The sequence below is a fragment of the Novosphingobium guangzhouense genome, from assembly GCF_002896965.1.
GTDB classification, from domain to species: Bacteria; Pseudomonadota; Alphaproteobacteria; order Sphingomonadales; family Sphingomonadaceae; genus Novosphingobium; species Novosphingobium guangzhouense.
Genome location: NZ_LYMM01000032.1, coordinates 32090 through 49856 on the forward strand (window position 1 = coordinate 32090; position 17767 = coordinate 49856).

Genomic DNA, 17767 nt, shown 5'->3' on the forward strand with positions numbered 1-17767 from the left:
CATCGGGACCTGACATGCGCCGCATCCCCGTCTTCGCGACCCTGATCGTCCTCGCCGCCGTGGCGGTGATGATCGCGATGGGCTTCTGGCAACTGCGCCGTCTTCACGAGAAGGAAGCGCTGCTGGCCCACTATGCCGCCGCGCAGAAGAACCCGGCGTTCGTCGAGTGGACATCCCGAGGTGTCGGCGCCGATCTCCTCTATCGCCGTGCTCACCTGATGTGTTCGACGATCGGGGAGCGCAGCAGCATTGCCGGAAACAACGCCAACGGCGAGCCCGGAGTCGCTCAGACGGCGCAATGCACGCTGCCGGGCGGAGGCCGTGCGCTGGTTGTGATGGGCTGGTCGCTCCAGCCCAACGCCGGAGCATGGCAGGGCGGAGAGATCACGGGCATGATCGCTCCCGGCCCGCGTCTCGTAGCGATGCCCGCTGTCGGGGGGCTGGAGGAGAACGCGATTCCCGATCCGGCAGACTTGCCGAACAACCACTTGTCCTATGCAGGGCAGTGGTTCTTCTTCGCGGCAACGGCTTTGGTGATCTACTTTCTGGCGCTCAGGAGGAGGAAGTAGGAAGTGCTGGGGCCCCTATACCTTTGGCGCCCCAGACCCCTTAACCGTCGAGATCACGCGCGCAGCCTCCTCCCGCGCCGACGGAGAGCCGGGAGACTAATAGCCTGCGGCGCAATGTGGGACTGAGGCTGCTGCACGCCCGACGACGACAGTATGGGGGTCTGGGGCAATGGCCCCAGATTCATTTCTTTCCCTCTTCGACCCCTTCACGCTCTTTTCATTTCCCGCCTTCACGGCTAACCGCGCCCGATGGACTATATCAGCACCCGCGGCAGCGCTCCGGCGCTTGATTTCGAAGGCGCGACGCTTGCCGGCCTCGCATCGGATGGTGGCCTTTACGTTCCGCGTGAGTGGCCGCGCTTTTCGGCCGAGGAAATCGCGAGCTGGGCAGGACTTCCCTATGCGCAGCTGGCCGCCAAGGTCATGGCGCCGTTCGTTGCGGGCAGCCTGACGGAAGAGCGCCTGCTGGAGCTGACCACGGCAGCTTACGGCCGCTTCGCGCATGACGCGGTGACGCCGCTCAAGCAGCTTGATTCGCAGCAGTGGTTGCTGGAACTGTTCCACGGGCCCACCCTGGCGTTCAAGGACGTGGCGCTGCAACTGCTGGGCCTGCTGTTCGAGGAGTTCCTTGGTCGTTCGGATCGCAACCTGACGATCGTGGGCGCGACTTCGGGCGATACCGGGTCGGCCGCGATCGACGCGGTGGCGGGGCGCGCGAAGGTGGACATCTTCATGCTCCACCCCAAGGGCCGCGTTTCGGACGTGCAGCGTCGCCAGATGACCACGGTGCTGGCGCCCAACGTGCACAATCTTGCGCTGGAAAACGCCAACTTCGACGATGCGCAGGCGATCGTGAAGCGTGTGTTCAACGATCATAGCATGACTGACCGCTTCGCCATCGGCGCGGTGAACTCGATCAACTGGGCGCGCCTGATGGCGCAGGTGGTCTACTATTTCGCGGCCGGGCTGCAACTGGGTGCGCCGCATCGCAAGGTCGCGTTCTCGGTCCCGACCGGCAACTTCGGCGACGTCTTTGCCGGCTATGTCGCAGCACAGATGGGCCTCCCGGTCGAGAAGCTGATCGTCGCCACCAACGTGAACGACATTCTGCACCGCGCGCTGGCCGATGGCGATTACTCGCAAGGCACGGTCACGCCCACCGCTGCGCCGTCGATGGACATTCAGGTGTCGTCGAACTTCGAGCGCCTGCTGTTCGATCTTGGCGGGCGTGACGGCAAGGCTCTGGCCGAGCAGATGGCCGGCTTCGAAGCCACGAAGGCAATGCAGCTGACCAACGCGCAGCGTGAAGGCGCGTCGGCGCTGTTTGCGTCGGCGCGCGCCGATGCGGACGAGATGGCATCGACTATCCGCTGGGCCTATGAGGCGACCGGCGAGCTGATTGATCCGCACACCGCTTGCGGCCTGTTCGCGGCGCGCACCGCCGGCATCGATGCGGGCGTCCCCGTGGTTACGCTGGCGACCGCGCACCCCGCCAAGTTCCCCGAAGCGGTCGAGCGCGCCACCGGCCAGCGCCCAAGCCTGCCCGCGCGCGTCGGCGACCTGTTCGAGCGTGAGGAAAAGTACGAAACGCTGCCCGGCACTTTCGAGGCCGTGACCGGGTTCGTGGCGGCGCACGCTGCGCCGAAGGTCTGATGGCTCAGCTTGTCACCCAGCCGCTGATCCTCGCCGGAGAGGGTTGGGCGGATTACGGACTTGTCGATTCGGGACACGGCCGCAAGCTGGAGCGCTATGGCGACTACCGCTTCGTGCGCCCCGAACCGCAGGCGATGTGGACCCCGCGTAGCGAGCATTGGGACGCGCATGGCGAATTCGTGCCCGGTTCGGACGAGGACGGCGGCGGCAGGTGGCAGTTCGACAAGGCGGTGCCGCGCGACGGCTGGCCGCTGGCATGGAACGAGGTTTCGTTCACAGCGCAGTGCACGCCTTTCCGCCACCTCGGGTTCTTCCCGGACATGGCGCCGGTGTGGGACTGGATGCGTGAAATGCTGGCCGGTCGTACGGACGCCAGCACTATGAACCTGTTCGGCTATACCGGCGTCGGCACGCTGGCGCTTTCCGCGCATGGTCCGGTGACGCACGTGGATGCGTCCAAGAAGTCGGTCGCTCAGGCGCGCGAGAATGCCGCGCTGGCGGGGTTGCAGGACCGTCCGGTGCGCTGGATGATCGACGATGCCGCGAAGTTCGCCGCGCGCGAGGTTCGCCGTGGCAAGCGCTATGACGGCATCATCCTTGATCCGCCCAAGTTCGGACGCGGGCCGACCGGCGAGACATGGCGGCTGGAAGAGCATCTTCCCGGCCTGCTTGCCGATTGCCGCAAGCTGCTCGATGCCGACAGCCGGTTCCTGTTTCTGACGGTCTATGCCGTGCGCATGTCCTCGCTGGCGCTGGCCGGGCTGATGGAGGAACTCTTCGCCGGGCTGCCCGGCAAGATCGAGCACGGCGACTTGTCGGTGCGTGAGGACGAAGAGGGCAGACTGCTGCCGACCGCGATCTTTGCGCGCTGGTCGAATCCCGAGTAGTCGCATTTCGCATTTTTTCGAGTCCGGAGCGACGTTCCACTTCCTCGAAAATGCTTTAAAGCCGCCCCCATCATGGCCGATTCGCTGATCCTTGAAGTTGCCGATTTCGAGCAGGATGTCCTTACCGGCATCTACTCGGAAGAAACCGGCAAACCGCAGCCCCTGCGTTTCACCATCACGGTGAAGCTTAAGCCTGCGGACCACTACGCCCCCGACACGCCGCTGACGGCGAGCAAGAACTACATGGACCTCAAGTTCGCGGCGTCCGAAGCGCTGCCGCAGGGGGTCCATTTCAAGTTGATCGAGGCAGTTGCCGATCACGTGTGCGAAACCCTGTTCCTGCAGGACGATCGGGTAGAGGCGGTGACGGTCAAGATCGTCAAGCTGGCGCTGACCGAGGCCAACGAACTGATCGGCATGACCCTGACGCGCGAACGCCGTTGAACGAATTGCTCCATCTCGGGCCGCTGTCGGACGATGCGCTTGAGGCTGCGGCCGATTTCCACGCCCGCCTGCTGCCGGGGATCGAGGCGACGCTTTCGGGCGGGGCCGATCCGCTGACGCTGGTGTTCCTGCCCGCCGCTTACGAGCATCGCGCCTGGCGCCTTGCCGCCGTGCAGGGGCTTGCCCGCCGCTTCGCGCCTTCGCGCGTCAATGCGGTGGAGAGCGACGAGCGTGACGCGGTGGCCGCCGCACAGCGCTGGCTCGATGGTGCGGGCGGTGTGACGGGACAATTACTACCGCTCAATGGAACTGGTGCGGGCGGAGTGCTATATCCGTCGTAATGAGCACGCCGCAGCCCCTTGTCGACCAGTTCCAGCGCAGGATCACGTACCTGCGGCTGTCGGTGACCGACCGCTGCGATCTGCGCTGTTCGTACTGCATGCCCGAACGCATGACCTTCCTGCCGCGCAAGGACGTGCTGACGCTGGACGAGATGCACGACCTTGCCCTTGGCTTCATCGCGCGGGGCATTACCAAGCTGCGGCTGACCGGCGGCGAACCGCTGGTGCGGCGCGACATGATGGATCTGGTCCGCGCGCTTGGCCGTCGCATCGGGGCCGATGACGGGCAGGGTGGGCTGGAGGAGCTGACCCTCACCACCAACGGCACGCACCTTGCCGAATTTGCGGACGATCTGCGCGCAGCGGGGATGAGGCGGATCAACGTTTCGCTCGATACGCTGGACCGTGATGCCTTTGCTCGGCTGACCCGGCGCGATTCGTTGTCGCAGGTGCTTGAAGGGCTGGCGGCTGCGAAAGCGGCGGGGCTGAGGGTCAAGCTCAACACCGTTGCGCTCAAGGGGATCAACGAGCACGAAATCGCGGACATCGTCGGCTGGGCGCATGGGCAGGGCTTCGAGGCGACGCTGATCGAGGTCATGCCGCTGGGCGAGGTGGAGGAAGACCGCTTCGACCATTACCTGCCGCTCAGCGCGGTGCAGGACGATCTGGCCCGGCGCTGGACCCTGATGCCCAGCGGGCACCGCACCGGCGGCCCGGCGCGCTACTGGGATGTGGCGCAAACCGGCGGGCGGCTGGGGCTGATCACGCCGCTGACCAACAATTTCTGCGAGGGCTGCAACCGCATTCGCGTTACCGCGACGGGGCAGCTCTATGCGTGCCTTGGCGGGAATGAGCGGGTGGACCTGCGCGCGGCGCTGCGTTCTGACGATCCGCAAGGCGCCTTGTCCGCTGCGCTGGACACGGCGATGCGGATCAAGCCCGCGCGCCACCACTTCGCGATCGATGCGCATGGGCAAGCGCCCGCGCTGGCGCGGCACATGTCGATGACGGGTGGGTGAGATGGCGGTAAAACTGGTGTTTCTTGGCCGGCTGGAAGAGCTGGCGGGGACCGACAGCGCCAGCCTTGATGCCGCAGACGGGCTGGGCTGGGCGGCGCTTCTGGCCCATCTGACCGAGCATTACGCCCCCGAACTGGCGCAGACCGTTGCCGGGGTCCGGGTGAAAGTGGCGCTCAACGGCGTGCTGATCGCGGACAAGGGCGGTATTGTGCTGGCCAACGGCGACGAACTGGCCTTCCTGCCGCCGGTATCGGGGGGCTGACATGGCCGATGTCCGGCTGCTGACTGCGGCCTTCGATCCGGCCGCGGAACTGAGCGCCTTTACCGCCGCCCACCCAGAAGCGGGAGGAATCGTCAGTTTTCTTGGCCAGGTGCGCGAGGGCGGGGGCGCGGGCGGCAGCTGCGAGGCGTTGGAACTGCGCCATTACGATCCGCTTACCCTGCCCGCGATGCGCGATCTGGCCGGGCAGGTATGCGCGCGCTGGACGCTCGACGGGCTGATGGTGATCCACCGCAGCGGCGTGATGCTGCCGACAGAGCCGATCGTGCTTGTCGCCGCTGCCGCCCGCCATCGGCGCGATGCCTTCGCGGCGGCAGACTTCGCGATGGACCACCTCAAGAGCGAATCGTGGTTCTGGAAACGCGAGAAGAGCGGCGGCGAATGGCGCTGGATCGAACCGCGCGCGCAGGATTTCGAGGATATCGCGCGCTGGGGCTGAAGCCCCTGCCTCCACAATCTTCGCCGCATTTGACCCGCATCAACGAATCGTGACACGCACGGGCGCATATGCCGATCACCCAAGGAGATCAGCATCATGTCCCAGCGTCTTACCCGGCAGCAGCTTCAGGGTCTGGCTACGGTCACGGCCGTTCCCGCCCGCCACAAGGTCGATCGCAGCTTCGGGCTGCCGGCCGGCTTCTACATCGCCACCGTGGCGCTTTATCTGGCGTTCATCGCGGTTATGGCCGCGACGTTCATGAACCCGGAACTGGCGATCCCGATGGCCATCTTCGCAGGCTTCGTGGTGCTGGCCTTCGGGCTGGCCGGGTACTGGGTGAAGATGCAGCCCCATAACGATGCCGCCGCCCCCAGCTGGAGCGAGCTTGCCTCACGCGGTATCGACACTCTGAACGGAAGGCTCACGGCCAATCAGGCGGCCGTCCAGGTTCTCACGCTACCCGTGCTGATCCTGTGCTGGGGACTGGCGATCGCGGTCATCGTCGCCTTCACCTGACGCCGGCTTGCCTGGGCCGGGGGGCTTTTCAGGCAGGTCACGTCGGAACGTTCGGGGAGTCCCACCCTTCTGGCCGGGGGGTGGGACTTTTCGCGTCAGGATGCCCGGCGCCGCAGCACCGCCTGCACGAAGGCGTCAAGGTCATCGACGTCCACGTCGAGCACTTCGTCCCACTCTTCCAGCACCGCGATGACATGGTCACGCGTGGACTGGGGAACCGGAGCCGGAGGCGGAGGGGCGACATGCGGCCATGCGTGCCCGGTCAGGTTGTTGTAGATCCAGCCGAAGCTGCTCAGCACCAGCACGTTGGCGGCGATCGGGATCATCAGTGTGGCATCCCACGGCACTTGCCCGCCCGCGCCCAGCGCGCAGAGCAGGGCGCAGGCACCGCCTGGCGGATGCAGGCAGCGCGCAGCCGACATCGCGGCGATGGCAAGGCCCACCGCGATACTGCCCCCCAGCCATGGATTGCCGATCAGGTGCCCGATGGAAATCCCGATCGCGGCCGAAAGCAGGTCTCCGCCGATCACCGACCACGGCTGCGCCAACGGGCTTGCCGGCACGCAGAACACCAGCACCGCCGAAGCCCCGAGCGGCGCGACGAGGAACGGCAGCGCATGGGCTTGATGTCCGCTCAGCAGCGTCCATGTCGCAAAGCCGGAAAGCGCGATGCCCAATGCCGCGCCGATCGCGCCGCGCGCCCAGCCAAGACGGCCAAGGGCGTGAAGGCGCAGCGAATGAATGTGCCTGACCATGGCGGCGCTATGGCGCAGCCGACCGCGTGTGACGAGCCCGGATTTGCCTTGGGCTGCGATAGCCGCGCTATCCCGGCTTCTCTCGAAAATGCCCATCCGGGGATTTTCGGAGCGGCACCGGCCCCCGCCCCCACCATATTAGCCTGCGGCGAATTTGCAGTCGCTCGATCAGAACTTCAGTTTGTAGCGCACCATTGCCCGGTTGCTGACCTGGCCGCCGCCAAGCGTCGCTGCCTCCAGATCGACCCCGATGGTTTCGTTTTCGCTTAGCCCCAGTTGCGCGCGAGGCAGGCCCTCTGCCGTTTCATACGTATCGGGAAGCGGGCGCATCCGCTCTTTTTCCGGATTGGTCGCGCAGACGACGATCTCTCCGGGGCGGCCCACCGGACAGCGTGGTTTGATGGCGCGCAGGTCCACGCCTTCATCCTGCGGCATCTGCGCCAGATCGAACAGCGGCGCTGCCATGGCGGGCGGTTCGGGAGGCAGGTCGGCGATCGGCATGAACGGCAGGAGGCCACGGGATCAAGGCGATTTCAGGGCAGGTCGCGCAGCAGAAAGCCCGGACCTCCATTGGGAGGACCGGGCCGATGGGCGCCCGCGCTTGAAGGGGGGCGTGCGGGCGCCGAAACGATCAGGCGAACTTGCCGGCCTTGGCGATTTCAGCCAGCGGCTTGCGATCGCTGGCGACTTCGCGCGATTGCAGGAAGTCGGGCAGGACCGACTTGTCGCCCTGCTTGCCGATGGCGAAGGCGGCTTCAAGGCGGTGGTCGGCGGGGATGCCCAGCGCGGCTTCGGCTTCACCGAACTTCAGGCCGGTCATGCCGTGGGTGTGGTAGCCCAGCGCCTGCGCCTGAATGGCGGCGAGCACCCAGGCCGCGCCGGCATCGAAGCTGTGGCTGTGGTTGTCGGAGTTGCCCTTTTCCGAACGCATGTACTTATCGGAAACGACGTAGACGATCGCCGAGGCTTCCTTGGCCCAGCCCGCGTTGAAGTCGATCAGGCCCGACAGGAACAGATCCCAGTTCGCATCGCCCTTCTTCGCGTAGAGGAAGGTCCAGGGCTGCACGTTGTAGGCCGAAGGCGCCCAGCCACCGGCTTCGAGGATCGCGTCGAGGTCTTCCTGCGGCATCTCGCTGCCGTCGAAGGCGCGCGGGCTCCAGCGGTCGACGATGAGCTTCTCGATCTTGGGATTGGCGATACGTCCGGTCATCGAAATCTATCCTTGTCTGCTTTGAGTATGGGAGAATGCGCAAGCAGGAGGGCGATCCGCCGAACGAATCGGGACGAACCGCCCTCCCGCGCTATGTCAGGCTGCGTCCACCAGCACCAGTTCCGCGTCTTCAAGTGCGGTCACGGTGATGGTGTCGATCCCGGTGATGGCCACGCCGTCACGAGCCTTTGCCTCCACGTCACCGACGCGGATGCGGCCGGTGGCGGCGACGAGGTAGCTGTGGCGCGCGGCGTCGGTGGCATAAGTCACCGTGTCACCCGCCTTCACCGTTGCCCCCAGCACGCGGGCCTCGGCGTTGATGTGCAGCGCATCGTCGTCTCCGGCGATGCCGCTTGCCAGCGTCACGAACTGGCCCGCGCGGTCCTCCTTCGGGAAGGGACGCGCGCCCCAGCTCGGCTGCTCGCCGCGACGGTCGGGGATGATCCAGATCTGGAACAGCGTCGTTTCCTCGTCTTCCAGATTATATTCCGAATGCTGGATGCCGGTGCCCGCGCTCATCACCTGAACGTCGCCGGCGCCAGTCTTGCCGGTGTTGCCCAGACTGTCCTTGTGCGTGATCGCGCCGGTGCGGACGTAAGTGATGATCTCCATGTCGCGGTGGGGGTGCGGGGGGAAGCCGGTCCTGGCGGCGATGGTGTCATCGTTCCAGACCCGCAGGCGCCCCCAGTTGGTGCGCGCCGGATCGTGATAGTCGGCGAAGGAGAAGTGGTGGTGGGCGTCGAGCCATCCGTGATTGGCGGCGCCGATGCTCTCGAAGGGACGCAGTTCGATCATGGGACACTCCTTTGTATGCGTTAGGTGCCGTTGAGGCCCTGTTGAGTGCCGTATAAGGCTTGCGTGCCTATCGCGAAATTGTGATAAACTCGGCTGAGTTATTCAGGAAAGTTGAATGGTCGACGTTGTCCCACCCAGTCTCGATCACTTGCGCTGCTTTCTGGCGGTGGTGGAAGAGGGCAGTTTCAATGCAGCCGCCAGGCGACTTGGCCGTGCGATTTCAGTGGTCAGCTATGCGATCGCGCAGCTTGAAAGCCAGCTCGACGTGCGCCTTTTCGACCGCGAAGGCTCTCGCCGCCCGCAACTGACCGAGGCCGGGCGGGCCCTGCTGTCCGAAGCGCACGCGATATCGGACGACGTCGATGCCCTGCTCGCCAAAGTGCGCAGCCTGCGGCAGGGGCTTGAGGCGGAACTGTCGCTGGCGGTGGACGTGATGGTTCCCGGCCACGTGCTTGCCCGCCTTCTGCGCGATTTTCAGGCGCGTTTTCCGACGGTTCCGCTACGTCTGCATATAGAGGCGCTGGGCGCTGTGGCGGCGCTGGTGCTGGATGGCCGCGCTACGCTGGGCATCGCAGGCCCTGATATCATGGACCTTGCCGAGATCGAGCGCGAGACGATCGGCTCTGTCGAGATGGTCCCCGTGGCCGCCCCGGACCACGCGCTGGCGAAGCTGGACCGGATCGCACCGGGAGAAACGCGCAAGCACTTGCAACTGGTCCTGACCGATCGCTCGCCACTGACCGAGGGGCGCGATTTCTCGGTGTTCAGCCCGCGTTCCTGGCGGCTGGCAGACCTTGGCGCCAAGCATGCGCTGTTGAAGGAGGGTATCGGCTGGGGCTCCATGCCGCGCCATGCGGTGAAGGCAGACCTTGAGGCGGGCGCGCTGGTGGAACTGCAACTGCCTGAACGATCGGCGCTGGATTATGCGCTTGTAGCCCTGTGGCGCAAGGATAGTCGCCCCGGTCCGGCAGCAGTCTGGGTGCTTGACGAGATGCGCGAACGCCTTGCGAAGTGCCCTTCGACGAAGTGAGGGTCTTGCCGCGCCGTTCGGCGTGCTCCACTTAAAGCGCATGACCGCTACCCGCCTGTTCGATCGCGCCGTGATCCGGCTGTCGCCCCGCCCCGATTCGGGGGAGAATGTCGTCGATTTCCTTCAGGGATTGGTGACGTCCGATGTCGCCGGAACCCTGCCGGTCTGGGCCGGATTGCTGACGCCCCAAGGCAAGGCCCTGTTCGATTTCATCGTCTGGCCGGGCGGGGAAGGGCTTCTGCTCGATTGCGAGGCTGAGGCTGCCGATGCGCTGGTGAAGCGCCTGTCGATGTACCGGCTGCGCAAGGCGATCGATATCGTGCGCGATGACCGGCTTGCCGTGCACTGGCGGCCGCATGTCGGAGATGGCGCGGCGCCGGACCCGCGCCTTCACGCGCTTGGCGAACGCTGGGTTGCTGTTGTCGATGACACCGATCCGGCCGAGGCGGAGACGGGCGCGGACGCGGCATGGCGCGCGCATCGGCTGGCGCTGCGGGTGCCAGAAGGCCGTGCGGAACTGGGCGACGGGGAGACGCTATGGCTGGAATGCAATGCCGCGGATCTCAACGGCGTCAGCTTTACCAAGGGCTGCTACGTGGGGCAGGAAAATACTGCCCGCATGAACTGGCGGCAGAAGGTCAACCGCCGGCTTGTGGTGGTGCCGCTGGACCGATCGGACGAGAAGCGTCGCCGCGCCGCCTACCCCGAACTGGGGCTGGCGATCGACCACCTGCGGGTGGACGATATTCCGGCAGACGTGATGCCAAGCTGGATCGCTGCCGAAGCCTGAGGCTGCAGCCGGAGAGCCCCTTTCAGGCGGCTCCGGCCATTTCCATGCTTGGGTTGATGCGCCGGCCAAGGTCCGCCACATAGATATGCGCCGGATGCTCCATGGCCCGTGATGCACTGTAGCGCGACCGCACTTGGCCGGTATCGTGGAAGCCGGCGCTTTCCAGCACCTGATGCGTACCACGGCTGTCGGCAAAATGGCTGGCGATGACGCGCAAGTGGCCAAGCGATCGGGCCTGGTTCACCACGGCGCGCAATGCCTCACCGGCAAAGCCGTTCCCTCGGAACCGGGGTACGATCCAGTAGCCGACCTCGATCTCTCCAGATCCCCTTGCGTTGTCGCTCAGCCCCAGCCCTATGCTTCCGACCAGTTGCGGCCCGCCGGGCGCGCGCAGATACATGAAGAAATGGGGCAGGCGCGGATCACGCGGCCGTTCCAGATAGATGCGCAGTTCTTCCGTCGTGCGAGGCAGCGGTGCCACCCCAACGGTGCGCTGGACGTCATGATCGGACAAGGCTTCGACAAGATCGTCGAAGTCCTCCGGCCATGCCGGTCTTAGAAATAACCTCTCCGTGCGGACGAACATTCCACGGTTCTCCGTCGTGCTAGTGCCCTGCGAATCGGATCATGCACGTAACCGACACCAGATGCACGAAGTTTGGTGCGAATCCCTTGCAATTGACGACGAAATTGTCGCAGCCGCCGGTTAAGCGGATATGAGTAGGGCACCAAGGGATTGCCCCTAGCGCCGTACTCAAAGGTTAATGTGGCAGGGCGGCTGGTGCTTCAGGCCGCGCGTCGGCGGTTCATTGAATCGTCGCCGCCGCAATCAGCCGGGCTTTCGAACACGATTTCATGTTCGCGCGAGGGGCTGGCATAGCCACGCGCCTGGCTGAAACGTTCCGCAACGCGGCCGGTACGACGGAAGCCGACCTTGTCGAGCACGCGACCCGATGCGGCGTTGTCGACGAAGTGGTGCGCCACGACACGATCATGGCCCAGTGCGCGGGTCAGCGACAGCAATGCGCGCGTGGCTTCGGTGGCATAGCCACGGCCCTGCTCGCCGGGGGTAATCCAGTAGCCAAGGTTCACTTCGCCACCGAGCATGGACAGCCCGCAGCCGCCGACGATCTGTGAACCCTGCGCACCCGGCGCGGTGACGAGGAAGCTGGGCAGGCGATGATCCTGCGTCTTTTCGATGAAGGCCCGCGCGTCTTCGGCGGTGTAAGGCCAGGGCACGCGGGCAAGGTTGCGCACGACCGCTTCATGGCCGATCCGGACCAGCAGTTCGTCGCGGTCCTCCGGCCAGGCAGGGCGCAGGAACAGCCTTTCGCTGCGAATGAACATATTCGTTACTCCAACCCCCGGCGCGCGCATAGCGCACCGGCGTGACACTGCAATTACGTGCCCGGTTACAAGGCTGTAATCGCAACAGATCCGAGAGGGACGCGCGCCATCGCCGTCGCACCGCTGCGGTGCAACCCAAGGTCGTCGTGTCGGTTCCCGGACACGCTGGAGGGAGATACGAAAAGAGGGAGACGGGCGGGGCCCTCTCCCTCATTCTGCCGATTCTAGCTGGAGAATCGGCGGGGCCATCCCGTCAGGATGGCCCTTACAGAGACCATCCGATTACTCGGCGGCTTCCGCCATTACGTCTACCGAGACGTACTTGCGGCCCTGCTTGCCATCGTGGAAGCGCACGCGGCCTTCCGTGAGAGCGAAGAGGGTGTGGTCCTTGCCAAGGCCGACGTTCACGCCCGGGTACACGCGGGTGCCGCGCTGGCGAACGATGATGTTGCCGCCGATCACTTCCTGACCGCCGAACTTCTTCACGCCGAGGCGGCGGCCTGCTGAGTCGCGACCGTTACGCGACGAACCGCCTGCTTTCTTATGTGCCATTGCTGGTTACTCCGAATTCTGGGGTTAGCCGACGGACACGATGCGCAGCAGGGTCATCTGCTGGCGGTGGCCGTTCTTGCGACGGTAGTTGTGGCGGCGGCGCTTCTTGAACACCACGACCTTCTCGCTCTTGGCCTGGGCGATGATCTCGGCCGCGACGGTCACGTTAGCGACGTCAGCGACTTCGCCGTCCTTGCCTGCAAGAAGGATATCACCCAGGGTGATCTTGTCACCGGCTTCACCAGCCAGCTTCTCGACCGCGATCTTGTCTCCGGCGGCAACCCGGTACTGCTTGCCGCCCGTGCGCACAACTGCGAACATGGTGCCCTTACCTAATCTCAAAAATGCCCGAAACGAGCCGAAACAAACTTGCCCCGGCCGCTCAGGTCCCGAGGGACCATGGAACTTTTCGGGCGACGTGCCGACCGCCCCGCCTGACGCGAGGTGCCGGAAAGATGGGTGCCGTTAGGGGATGGGCCGATTCGTGTCAACCAAGGACTTGGCCGGAGCCGGGGCGCAGGGTGGCCCGCAGGCCGGTGGACAGAAAGCCCCTCCCGCTAGCCGCGCGCCATGCTATGGCAGCGCAATGATCCGCGCGAAAGCCCGTTTGCTCGTCCTTTTCCTTCCTCTTGGCATGGCCGCCTGCGCCGCCTCGGGCAGTTATCCTTCGCTCGCGGTGCGCGATGTGGAGCGTGCCCGCGGCTCTGCCGCGCCGGCTGCGGGAGAGGCGCAGGGCACTGCTCCTGCCCTGCCGCCCGCCAGCGCCGATCTCCAGACGCGGCTTGCCGGGCTGGTGAAGGTCGCCGAAGAGGCTGACCGCCGGTTCCAGTCCAACCGCCCCGCCGCGCAGCGCGCCGCAGCTGCGGCGGGGTCTACGTCGAGCGATTCGTGGAGCACTGCCAGCGTTGCCCTGGCGAGGCTGGAGTCCAGCCGTTCGTCCGGCATGACGGCCCTGGCCGAACTCGACGTTCTTTATGCGGATGCGCGTAACAGGGCGCCGTTGGACGAATCGCCCGAAGTGAAGGCGATCGCTGATGCCCGCACCCAGGTCGCCGGTCTGCTGGACGCCCAGGACAAGGTGATCGCCAGTCTCGCCAGTCGTCTGAAGACCTGACGGGAAGCGCGCGGCCGGGGATCGGGCTCGGGGATCGGGGGCGGGGTCGGAACCGCAGGGATTGCCTTGAAAGCGGCGGGAGAGGAGCCTAGGTCGGCCTTCTTCGTGAAATTGCCGCAGAAAGGCCGTCCCAGATGACTGCAACCGCACCCGAACTCGTCCTTTCCGGCGGCACCGTCCATACGCCGAGCGGCCCCGTGGTTGCCGACGTCGCCGTACGCGACGGCAAGATCCTGGGCCTCGGCTCTTATCCCGATGCTGCGCGGCGGATCGACTGCACCGGCCTGGACGTGCTGCCCGGCGTGATCGACAGCCAGGTCCACTTTCGCGAGCCGGGGCTTGAGCACAAGGAAGACCTTGAAACCGGCAGCCGCGCGGCGGTGATGGGCGGGATCACGGCAGTGTTCGAGATGCCGAACACGAACCCCAACACCGACACCGAAGATCGCGTGCTCGACAAGCTGCGGCGCGCGCATCACCGCATGTACTGCGATCATGCGTTCTACGTGGGCGCCACCGCCGACAATGCGGTCGCGCTCGCGGATCTTGAGCGCATTCCCGGCACGGCGGGCGTGAAGATCTTCATGGGCGCATCGACCGGCAGCCTGCTGGTGGCAGAGGACGAGCAACTGGCCCGCGTGCTGGCGCATGGCCGCCGCCGCGTGGCCATCCATGCCGAGGACGAGGCGCGGATGAACGCGCGCAAGGACCTGCGGGTCGAAGGCGATCCTTCCAGCCACCCGGTCTGGCGCGACGATGAAAGCGCGATGCTGGCGACGAACCGCATCCTGCGCCTTGCCCGCGAGGCCCGTCGTCCGATCCACATCCTGCACATCACCACCCCGGCCGAGCTGGAAGTGATCGCGCAGCACCGCGACGTGGCAACCTGCGAAGTGACGCCCCAGCACCTGACGCTGGCGGCCGAGGAAGCCTATCCCACGATCGGCACGTTCGCGCAGATGAACCCGCCGATCCGGTCCGCCGCGCACCGTGACGGCTTGTGGCACTGGCTGCGCGCGGGCGTGCCGGACGTCATCGGTTCCGACCACGCACCCCACACGCGCGAGGAAAAGGCCAAGACGTATCCCAACAGCCCCTCCGGCATGCCGGGCGTGCAGACGCTGTTGCCGCTGATGCTCGATCACGTCGCCAAGGGGCGGCTGACGCTGGAGCGGCTGATCGACATGACCTCCTCGGGCGTCCAGCGCGTCTTCGGGCTGGTCGGCAAGGGGCGCATCGCGGTGGGCTATGACGCGGACTTCACCGTGGTCGACCGCAAGGGCACTTTCACCGTGACCGAGGAATGGGGCGAGAGCCGCTGCGGCTGGACCCCCTTCGCCGGGATGGAACTGGAAGGCCGCGTCGTCGGCACCATCGTGCGCGGCCATGCGGCGATGTGGGAAGGCGAACTTGCCAACCAGGCGCAGGGCGAGGCGCTGCGGTTCGCCGGGGCGCTCTGACCCCGGCTCCATCGTGCCGGAGGGCTACCCTGCCTTCCGGCGCGACAGGATATCCCAGCAGAACACGCCCACCGCCGCCCAGATGAAGGCGAAGCAGACCAGCTGGATCGGCTTGAGCGGTTCATCGAAGACGAACACGCTCATCAGGAACAGCCCGGTCGGCGTCACGAACTGGATAAAGCCCAGCACCGAGAAGGGCAGGGCGCGCGCGGCGGTGGCGAAAAGCATCAGCGGGATCGCGGTCAGCGGCCCGGCGCAAAGCAGCAACAGGCTGATCCGGGTGGACGAGCCCATCGCCAGGCCGCCCGGCTGCTGGATCTGCCACCACATCAGCCCAAGCGCAGGCAGGAACAGCACCAGCGTCTCCACCGTCAGGCCGGGCAGGGCTGCCACCGGGGCCAGCTTTCGCGCAAGGCCGTAGCAGGCGAAGCTCAGCGCCAGCATCAGGCTGATCCACAAGGTATCGAGCGCGCCCCGAGCCAGCAGCGCGACGCCGATCGTGGCAAGGGCCACGGCGATCCATTGTCGCCGCGTCAGCCTTTCCTTGAGGAAGACCGTCGCCGCCAGCACGTTCATCAGCGGGTTGATATAATATCCAAGACTGGCCGCGAGCACGTGGCCTTCCATGATGGCGACCACATATATCAGCCAGTTCGCGCCGATCAGGAACCCGCTGAGCGCCAAGGTGGCAAGGGTGCGCGGACTGGTCAGCGCGGCGCGAAGCGCGCTCCCCTGCCGCAGCACGACGACCGCGACGAGGCAGAACGGCAAAGTGCACATCAGCCGCCAGACCACCACTTCGAACGGGGCGACGTCTTTCAGCAAGGCGAAATAGAGGGGGAACAGGCACCAGATGCCATAGGCGCCGAATGCCGGAAGCAGCCCGGATACCGAGGGCGATTGGCGAGGTATTCGGCTGGGTGTGGTCTCGGGCATCGGCTGACATCTCTCCCGGCGGGTTGGGTATCCGCCCTGCCATGCCCCTTAGAAGGGCGTCGGAATGGGGGCAACCACTCGCTCTGTCGGCGCTGTGCGAACGGTTCGTCGCAAAATCGAATCCTGACAGGCGCGTTGCGGTTTGTTCAGGATAGGTGGCCTAAAGATGAATGCGTAACGCGGATCGACTCGGATGGCCGGTTCGCTTCCTTGAGAAGAGGAGAGTTGAGATGAACGCATTCTTCAAGGCCTCGGCCATCGCCGCAGCCGCTGCCAGCCTGACCGTCGCGCTGCCTGCTTCGGCTGCCATTGCGCCTTATGGCAACGGCTTCACCGCTCCCGGCGAACAGACTTACGAGCATGGCCGTGACCGTTATCGCTATTCGCGTGAGGATTATCGCCGGGGCTACGGCAGCCGCGACCGCTACCGTTATCGCGATGACCGTTACCGCAACGACTACCGCCGCAGTTCGTGGCGCGGCAACGATGGCCGTTACTACTGCCGTCGCAGCAACGGCACCACCGGGCTTCTGATCGGTGGCGCAGGCGGTGCGCTGCTTGGCCGCGAACTTGACGGCGGCCGCGACCGGACCGTCGGCACCGTGCTCGGCGCGGCCGCAGGCGCCCTGCTTGGTCGCGAAGTCGACCGCGGCGGATCGCGCTGCCGCTAAGGCTTACTACCGACAGTTTTCCCCGCATGTACGGCGACTTGCGGGGGATCCGTCCGGGCTTTCAACCCTCGGGCGGGAGGGCGTCTGCATTCGTGCGGGCGCCCTCAAATACGTCTGCCGTCCTATCCCGAAATGGGACGGGCGGATTCCACCGCTGGCACCTTTGCGACTTTTCGCGTTTTCCAAAGCTATTGCCCCTAGCAGGGCCTTGCTGCCGCACCCTGAAGGAACCGCGACGATGAAGACTCTGGCCCGAATGACTGCTCTTGGCCTGATGGGCACGCTGATGCTGGCGGGGTGCGGTTCAGGCGACAAGCAGCCAGATCCGGCCGATACCGACCCGGCGCTGAACGGCGCGCTGGGCGATCAGATCATGGTCGACCCCGAGATGGCGGGTGATCAGGGCGCGGCGGTATCGGCCGAGGGGCGCAGCATCACCATTCCCGCGCAGGATCGCACGCCCGAAGCCATCGCTGCTGCCAAGAAGCAGGCGGCGCAACTGGTCGGCGGTGCGCTCAAGCCCGTACCGAGCCCGACGCAGGGCGGGGCGGCCTCGCTTGCCGCCGGGGCAGCCACGGCCGCGCAGGTTGCCGCGGAAGCCAAGGTCGCCAAGGCGGACTGTTCGGCCAAGGTGCAGTATTCCAACACCTGGGCGGCCAGACTGCCTGCCGAACTGCCGGTCTATCCGCGCGGCGCAGTGCAGGAAGCCGCCGGGATCGACGGGCAGGGCTGTGCGCTGCGCGTGGTCAACTTCGCCACGCCGGTCAGCGTAAGCGACGTGGTAAGCTTCTATTACACCCGTGCGCTTGGGGCAGGGTACGGCGCCGAATACAAGATCGATGGCGGCGACAGTGTGCTGGGCGGCCGCAAGGATGGCAGGGCCTATGTCGTCTATGCGCGCAAGCTGGACAGCGGGCTGACCGAAGTGGACCTTGTCACCAGCGGAAAGTGACGGGGCC

24 protein-coding genes are annotated in these 17767 nt (G+C 65.8%); 15 read left to right on the plus strand and 9 right to left on the minus strand.

The genetic code is table 11. From position 1 onward, the window contains the following. The first annotated feature begins 14 nt into the window (after positions 1 to 14). The 9 genes from A8V01_RS11660 to A8V01_RS11700 all read left to right on the plus strand — a co-directional run bounded on the left by A8V01_RS11660 (position 15) and on the right by A8V01_RS11700 (position 6148). Positions 15 to 569: an SURF1 family cytochrome oxidase biogenesis protein gene (locus A8V01_RS11660; RefSeq protein ID WP_103096027.1), complete on the plus strand. Its 555-nt coding sequence runs from the start codon at positions 15 to 17 to the stop codon at positions 567 to 569. Positions 570 to 818: 249 nt separating this feature from the next. Continuing rightward, entirely contained in the window at positions 819 to 2222 is a 1404-nt protein-coding gene (thrC, locus tag A8V01_RS11665; protein WP_103096028.1) for a threonine synthase, read from the plus strand. Beyond that, positions 2222 to 3109 carry a class I SAM-dependent methyltransferase gene (locus tag A8V01_RS11670; protein ID WP_103096029.1) on the plus strand — a complete coding sequence of 296 codons (888 nt, stop codon included), beginning with the start codon at positions 2222 to 2224 and terminating at the stop codon, positions 3107 to 3109. The genes thrC and A8V01_RS11670 overlap by 1 nt, the downstream gene beginning before the upstream one ends. A 72-nt stretch (positions 3110 to 3181) precedes the next feature. Next, positions 3182 to 3553 carry a dihydroneopterin aldolase gene (locus A8V01_RS11675; RefSeq protein WP_103096030.1) on the plus strand — a complete coding sequence of 124 codons (372 nt, stop codon included), beginning with the start codon at positions 3182 to 3184 and terminating at the stop codon, positions 3551 to 3553. After that, positions 3550 to 3894 (plus strand): Rossmann fold domain-containing protein, encoded by a 345-nt coding sequence (locus tag A8V01_RS11680; RefSeq protein ID WP_103096031.1) that lies wholly within the window; start codon positions 3550 to 3552, stop codon positions 3892 to 3894. Before A8V01_RS11675 ends, A8V01_RS11680 begins: the two co-directional genes overlap by 4 nt. Then, on the plus strand, positions 3894 to 4913 hold the full coding sequence (moaA, locus tag A8V01_RS11685) for a GTP 3',8-cyclase MoaA (protein ID WP_103096032.1): 1020 nt from the start codon (positions 3894 to 3896) through the stop codon (positions 4911 to 4913). Before A8V01_RS11680 ends, moaA begins: the two co-directional genes overlap by 1 nt. A 1-nt stretch (position 4914) precedes the next feature. Then, a complete protein-coding gene (locus tag A8V01_RS11690; RefSeq protein WP_103096033.1) occupies positions 4915 to 5175 on the plus strand; it encodes a MoaD/ThiS family protein in 261 nt (86 codons plus the stop codon). A 1-nt stretch (position 5176) separates the two neighbouring features. After that, complete coding sequence (locus tag A8V01_RS11695) at positions 5177 to 5632, plus strand: molybdenum cofactor biosynthesis protein MoaE (protein ID WP_103096034.1); 456 nt, start codon at positions 5177 to 5179, stop codon at positions 5630 to 5632. Positions 5633 to 5728: 96 nt separating this feature from the next. Then, positions 5729 to 6148: a hypothetical protein gene (locus A8V01_RS11700; protein WP_103096035.1), complete on the plus strand. Its 420-nt coding sequence runs from the start codon at positions 5729 to 5731 to the stop codon at positions 6146 to 6148. A gap of 95 nt (positions 6149 to 6243) precedes the next feature. On the opposite strand, the gene A8V01_RS11705 is transcribed toward A8V01_RS11700, so the two are convergent. The 4 genes from A8V01_RS11705 to A8V01_RS11720 form a co-directional block, all read right to left on the minus strand. Beyond that, positions 6244 to 6903: an HPP family protein gene (locus A8V01_RS11705; protein ID WP_103096036.1), complete on the minus strand. Its 660-nt coding sequence runs from the start codon at positions 6901 to 6903 to the stop codon at positions 6244 to 6246. Between the two features lie 168 nt (positions 6904 to 7071). Further along, a complete protein-coding gene (locus A8V01_RS11710) occupies positions 7072 to 7404 on the minus strand; it encodes a hypothetical protein (RefSeq protein ID WP_103096037.1) in 333 nt (110 codons plus the stop codon). A 130-nt stretch (positions 7405 to 7534) separates the two neighbouring features. After that, on the minus strand, positions 7535 to 8113 hold the full coding sequence (locus tag A8V01_RS11715) for a nitroreductase family protein (protein ID WP_103096038.1): 579 nt from the start codon (positions 8111 to 8113) through the stop codon (positions 7535 to 7537). 96 nt (positions 8114 to 8209) lie between these two features. Then, complete coding sequence (locus A8V01_RS11720) at positions 8210 to 8908, minus strand: pirin family protein (protein WP_103096039.1); 699 nt, start codon at positions 8906 to 8908, stop codon at positions 8210 to 8212. A 115-nt stretch (positions 8909 to 9023) separates the two neighbouring features. Between A8V01_RS11720 and A8V01_RS11725 the strand changes: the two genes are divergently transcribed. Together A8V01_RS11725 and ygfZ are read left to right on the plus strand one after the other, a co-directional pair. Continuing rightward, entirely contained in the window at positions 9024 to 9938 is a 915-nt protein-coding gene (locus A8V01_RS11725) for a LysR family transcriptional regulator (RefSeq protein WP_103096040.1), read from the plus strand. Positions 9939 to 9978: 40 nt separating this feature from the next. Further along, a complete protein-coding gene (ygfZ, locus tag A8V01_RS11730) occupies positions 9979 to 10728 on the plus strand; it encodes a CAF17-like 4Fe-4S cluster assembly/insertion protein YgfZ (protein ID WP_103096041.1) in 750 nt (249 codons plus the stop codon). 22 nt (positions 10729 to 10750) lie between these two features. Here the strand turns inward: ygfZ and A8V01_RS11735 are convergent, their stop codons facing one another. The 4 genes from A8V01_RS11735 to rplU all read right to left on the minus strand — a co-directional run bounded on the left by A8V01_RS11735 (position 10751) and on the right by rplU (position 12948). Then, the gene (locus A8V01_RS11735) at positions 10751 to 11314 is read right to left on the minus strand and encodes a GNAT family N-acetyltransferase (protein WP_103096042.1); all 564 of its coding nucleotides are present in this window, start codon (positions 11312 to 11314) and stop codon (positions 10751 to 10753) included. A 200-nt stretch (positions 11315 to 11514) separates the two neighbouring features. Continuing rightward, positions 11515 to 12075, minus strand: a complete 561-nt coding sequence (locus A8V01_RS11740) for a GNAT family N-acetyltransferase (protein ID WP_103096082.1) — start codon at positions 12073 to 12075, stop codon at positions 11515 to 11517. A 282-nt stretch (positions 12076 to 12357) separates the two neighbouring features. After that, positions 12358 to 12627 carry a 50S ribosomal protein L27 gene (rpmA, locus tag A8V01_RS11745; RefSeq protein WP_103096043.1) on the minus strand — a complete coding sequence of 90 codons (270 nt, stop codon included), beginning with the start codon at positions 12625 to 12627 and terminating at the stop codon, positions 12358 to 12360. Between the two features lie 24 nt (positions 12628 to 12651). After that, positions 12652 to 12948, minus strand: a complete 297-nt coding sequence (gene rplU / locus A8V01_RS11750; RefSeq protein ID WP_103096044.1) for a 50S ribosomal protein L21 — start codon at positions 12946 to 12948, stop codon at positions 12652 to 12654. Positions 12949 to 13213: 265 nt separating this feature from the next. Here rplU and A8V01_RS11755 point away from each other — a divergent pair, with 265 nt between their 5' ends. Beyond that, positions 13214 to 13741 carry a hypothetical protein gene (locus A8V01_RS11755; RefSeq protein WP_103096045.1) on the plus strand — a complete coding sequence of 176 codons (528 nt, stop codon included), beginning with the start codon at positions 13214 to 13216 and terminating at the stop codon, positions 13739 to 13741. Positions 13742 to 13875: 134 nt separating this feature from the next. After that, positions 13876 to 15201 (plus strand): dihydroorotase, encoded by a 1326-nt coding sequence (locus A8V01_RS11760; protein ID WP_103096046.1) that lies wholly within the window; start codon positions 13876 to 13878, stop codon positions 15199 to 15201. Positions 15202 to 15225: 24 nt separating this feature from the next. On the opposite strand, the gene rarD is transcribed toward A8V01_RS11760, so the two are convergent. Continuing rightward, positions 15226 to 16137 (minus strand): EamA family transporter RarD, encoded by a 912-nt coding sequence (gene rarD, locus A8V01_RS11765; protein WP_103096047.1) that lies wholly within the window; start codon positions 16135 to 16137, stop codon positions 15226 to 15228. 230 nt (positions 16138 to 16367) lie between these two features. On the opposite strand from rarD, the gene A8V01_RS11770 reads away from it, so the two are divergent. After that, positions 16368 to 16808 carry a glycine zipper 2TM domain-containing protein gene (locus A8V01_RS11770; protein WP_103096048.1) on the plus strand — a complete coding sequence of 147 codons (441 nt, stop codon included), beginning with the start codon at positions 16368 to 16370 and terminating at the stop codon, positions 16806 to 16808. Between the two features lie 238 nt (positions 16809 to 17046). Further along, positions 17047 to 17760 (plus strand): hypothetical protein, encoded by a 714-nt coding sequence (locus tag A8V01_RS11775; RefSeq protein ID WP_103096083.1) that lies wholly within the window; start codon positions 17047 to 17049, stop codon positions 17758 to 17760. Positions 17761 to 17767 lie beyond the last annotated feature (7 nt).

Bases quoted from the DNA above. Each gene is read 5' to 3' on its own strand.
- A8V01_RS11660 (WP_103096027.1), top strand. From the start codon at position 15: ATGCGCCGCATCCCCGTCTTCGCGACCCTGATCGTCCTCGCCGCCGTG.
- thrC (WP_103096028.1), top strand. From the start codon at position 819: ATGGACTATATCAGCACCCGCGGCAGCGCTCCGGCGCTTGATTTCGAA.
- A8V01_RS11670 (WP_103096029.1), top strand. From the start codon at position 2,222: ATGGCTCAGCTTGTCACCCAGCCGCTGATCCTCGCCGGAGAGGGTTGG.
- A8V01_RS11675 (WP_103096030.1), top strand. From the start codon at position 3,182: ATGGCCGATTCGCTGATCCTTGAAGTTGCCGATTTCGAGCAGGATGTC.
- moaA (WP_103096032.1), top strand. From the start codon at position 3,894: ATGAGCACGCCGCAGCCCCTTGTCGACCAGTTCCAGCGCAGGATCACG.
- A8V01_RS11690 (WP_103096033.1), top strand. From the start codon at position 4,915: ATGGCGGTAAAACTGGTGTTTCTTGGCCGGCTGGAAGAGCTGGCGGGG.
- A8V01_RS11695 (WP_103096034.1), top strand. From the start codon at position 5,177: ATGGCCGATGTCCGGCTGCTGACTGCGGCCTTCGATCCGGCCGCGGAA.
- A8V01_RS11700 (WP_103096035.1), top strand. From the start codon at position 5,729: ATGTCCCAGCGTCTTACCCGGCAGCAGCTTCAGGGTCTGGCTACGGTC.
- A8V01_RS11705 (WP_103096036.1), bottom strand. From the start codon at position 6,903: ATGGTCAGGCACATTCATTCGCTGCGCCTTCACGCCCTTGGCCGTCTT.
- A8V01_RS11710 (WP_103096037.1), bottom strand. From the start codon at position 7,404: ATGCCGATCGCCGACCTGCCTCCCGAACCGCCCGCCATGGCAGCGCCG.
- A8V01_RS11715 (WP_103096038.1), bottom strand. From the start codon at position 8,113: ATGACCGGACGTATCGCCAATCCCAAGATCGAGAAGCTCATCGTCGAC.
- A8V01_RS11720 (WP_103096039.1), bottom strand. From the start codon at position 8,908: ATGATCGAACTGCGTCCCTTCGAGAGCATCGGCGCCGCCAATCACGGA.
- A8V01_RS11725 (WP_103096040.1), top strand. From the start codon at position 9,024: ATGGTCGACGTTGTCCCACCCAGTCTCGATCACTTGCGCTGCTTTCTG.
- ygfZ (WP_103096041.1), top strand. From the start codon at position 9,979: ATGACCGCTACCCGCCTGTTCGATCGCGCCGTGATCCGGCTGTCGCCC.
- A8V01_RS11735 (WP_103096042.1), bottom strand. From the start codon at position 11,314: ATGTTCGTCCGCACGGAGAGGTTATTTCTAAGACCGGCATGGCCGGAG.
- A8V01_RS11740 (WP_103096082.1), bottom strand. From the start codon at position 12,075: ATGTTCATTCGCAGCGAAAGGCTGTTCCTGCGCCCTGCCTGGCCGGAG.
- rpmA (WP_103096043.1), bottom strand. From the start codon at position 12,627: ATGGCACATAAGAAAGCAGGCGGTTCGTCGCGTAACGGTCGCGACTCA.
- rplU (WP_103096044.1), bottom strand. From the start codon at position 12,948: ATGTTCGCAGTTGTGCGCACGGGCGGCAAGCAGTACCGGGTTGCCGCC.
- A8V01_RS11755 (WP_103096045.1), top strand. From the start codon at position 13,214: ATGATCCGCGCGAAAGCCCGTTTGCTCGTCCTTTTCCTTCCTCTTGGC.
- A8V01_RS11760 (WP_103096046.1), top strand. From the start codon at position 13,876: ATGACTGCAACCGCACCCGAACTCGTCCTTTCCGGCGGCACCGTCCAT.
- rarD (WP_103096047.1), bottom strand. From the start codon at position 16,137: ATGCCCGAGACCACACCCAGCCGAATACCTCGCCAATCGCCCTCGGTA.
- A8V01_RS11770 (WP_103096048.1), top strand. From the start codon at position 16,368: ATGAACGCATTCTTCAAGGCCTCGGCCATCGCCGCAGCCGCTGCCAGC.
- A8V01_RS11775 (WP_103096083.1), top strand. From the start codon at position 17,047: ATGAAGACTCTGGCCCGAATGACTGCTCTTGGCCTGATGGGCACGCTG.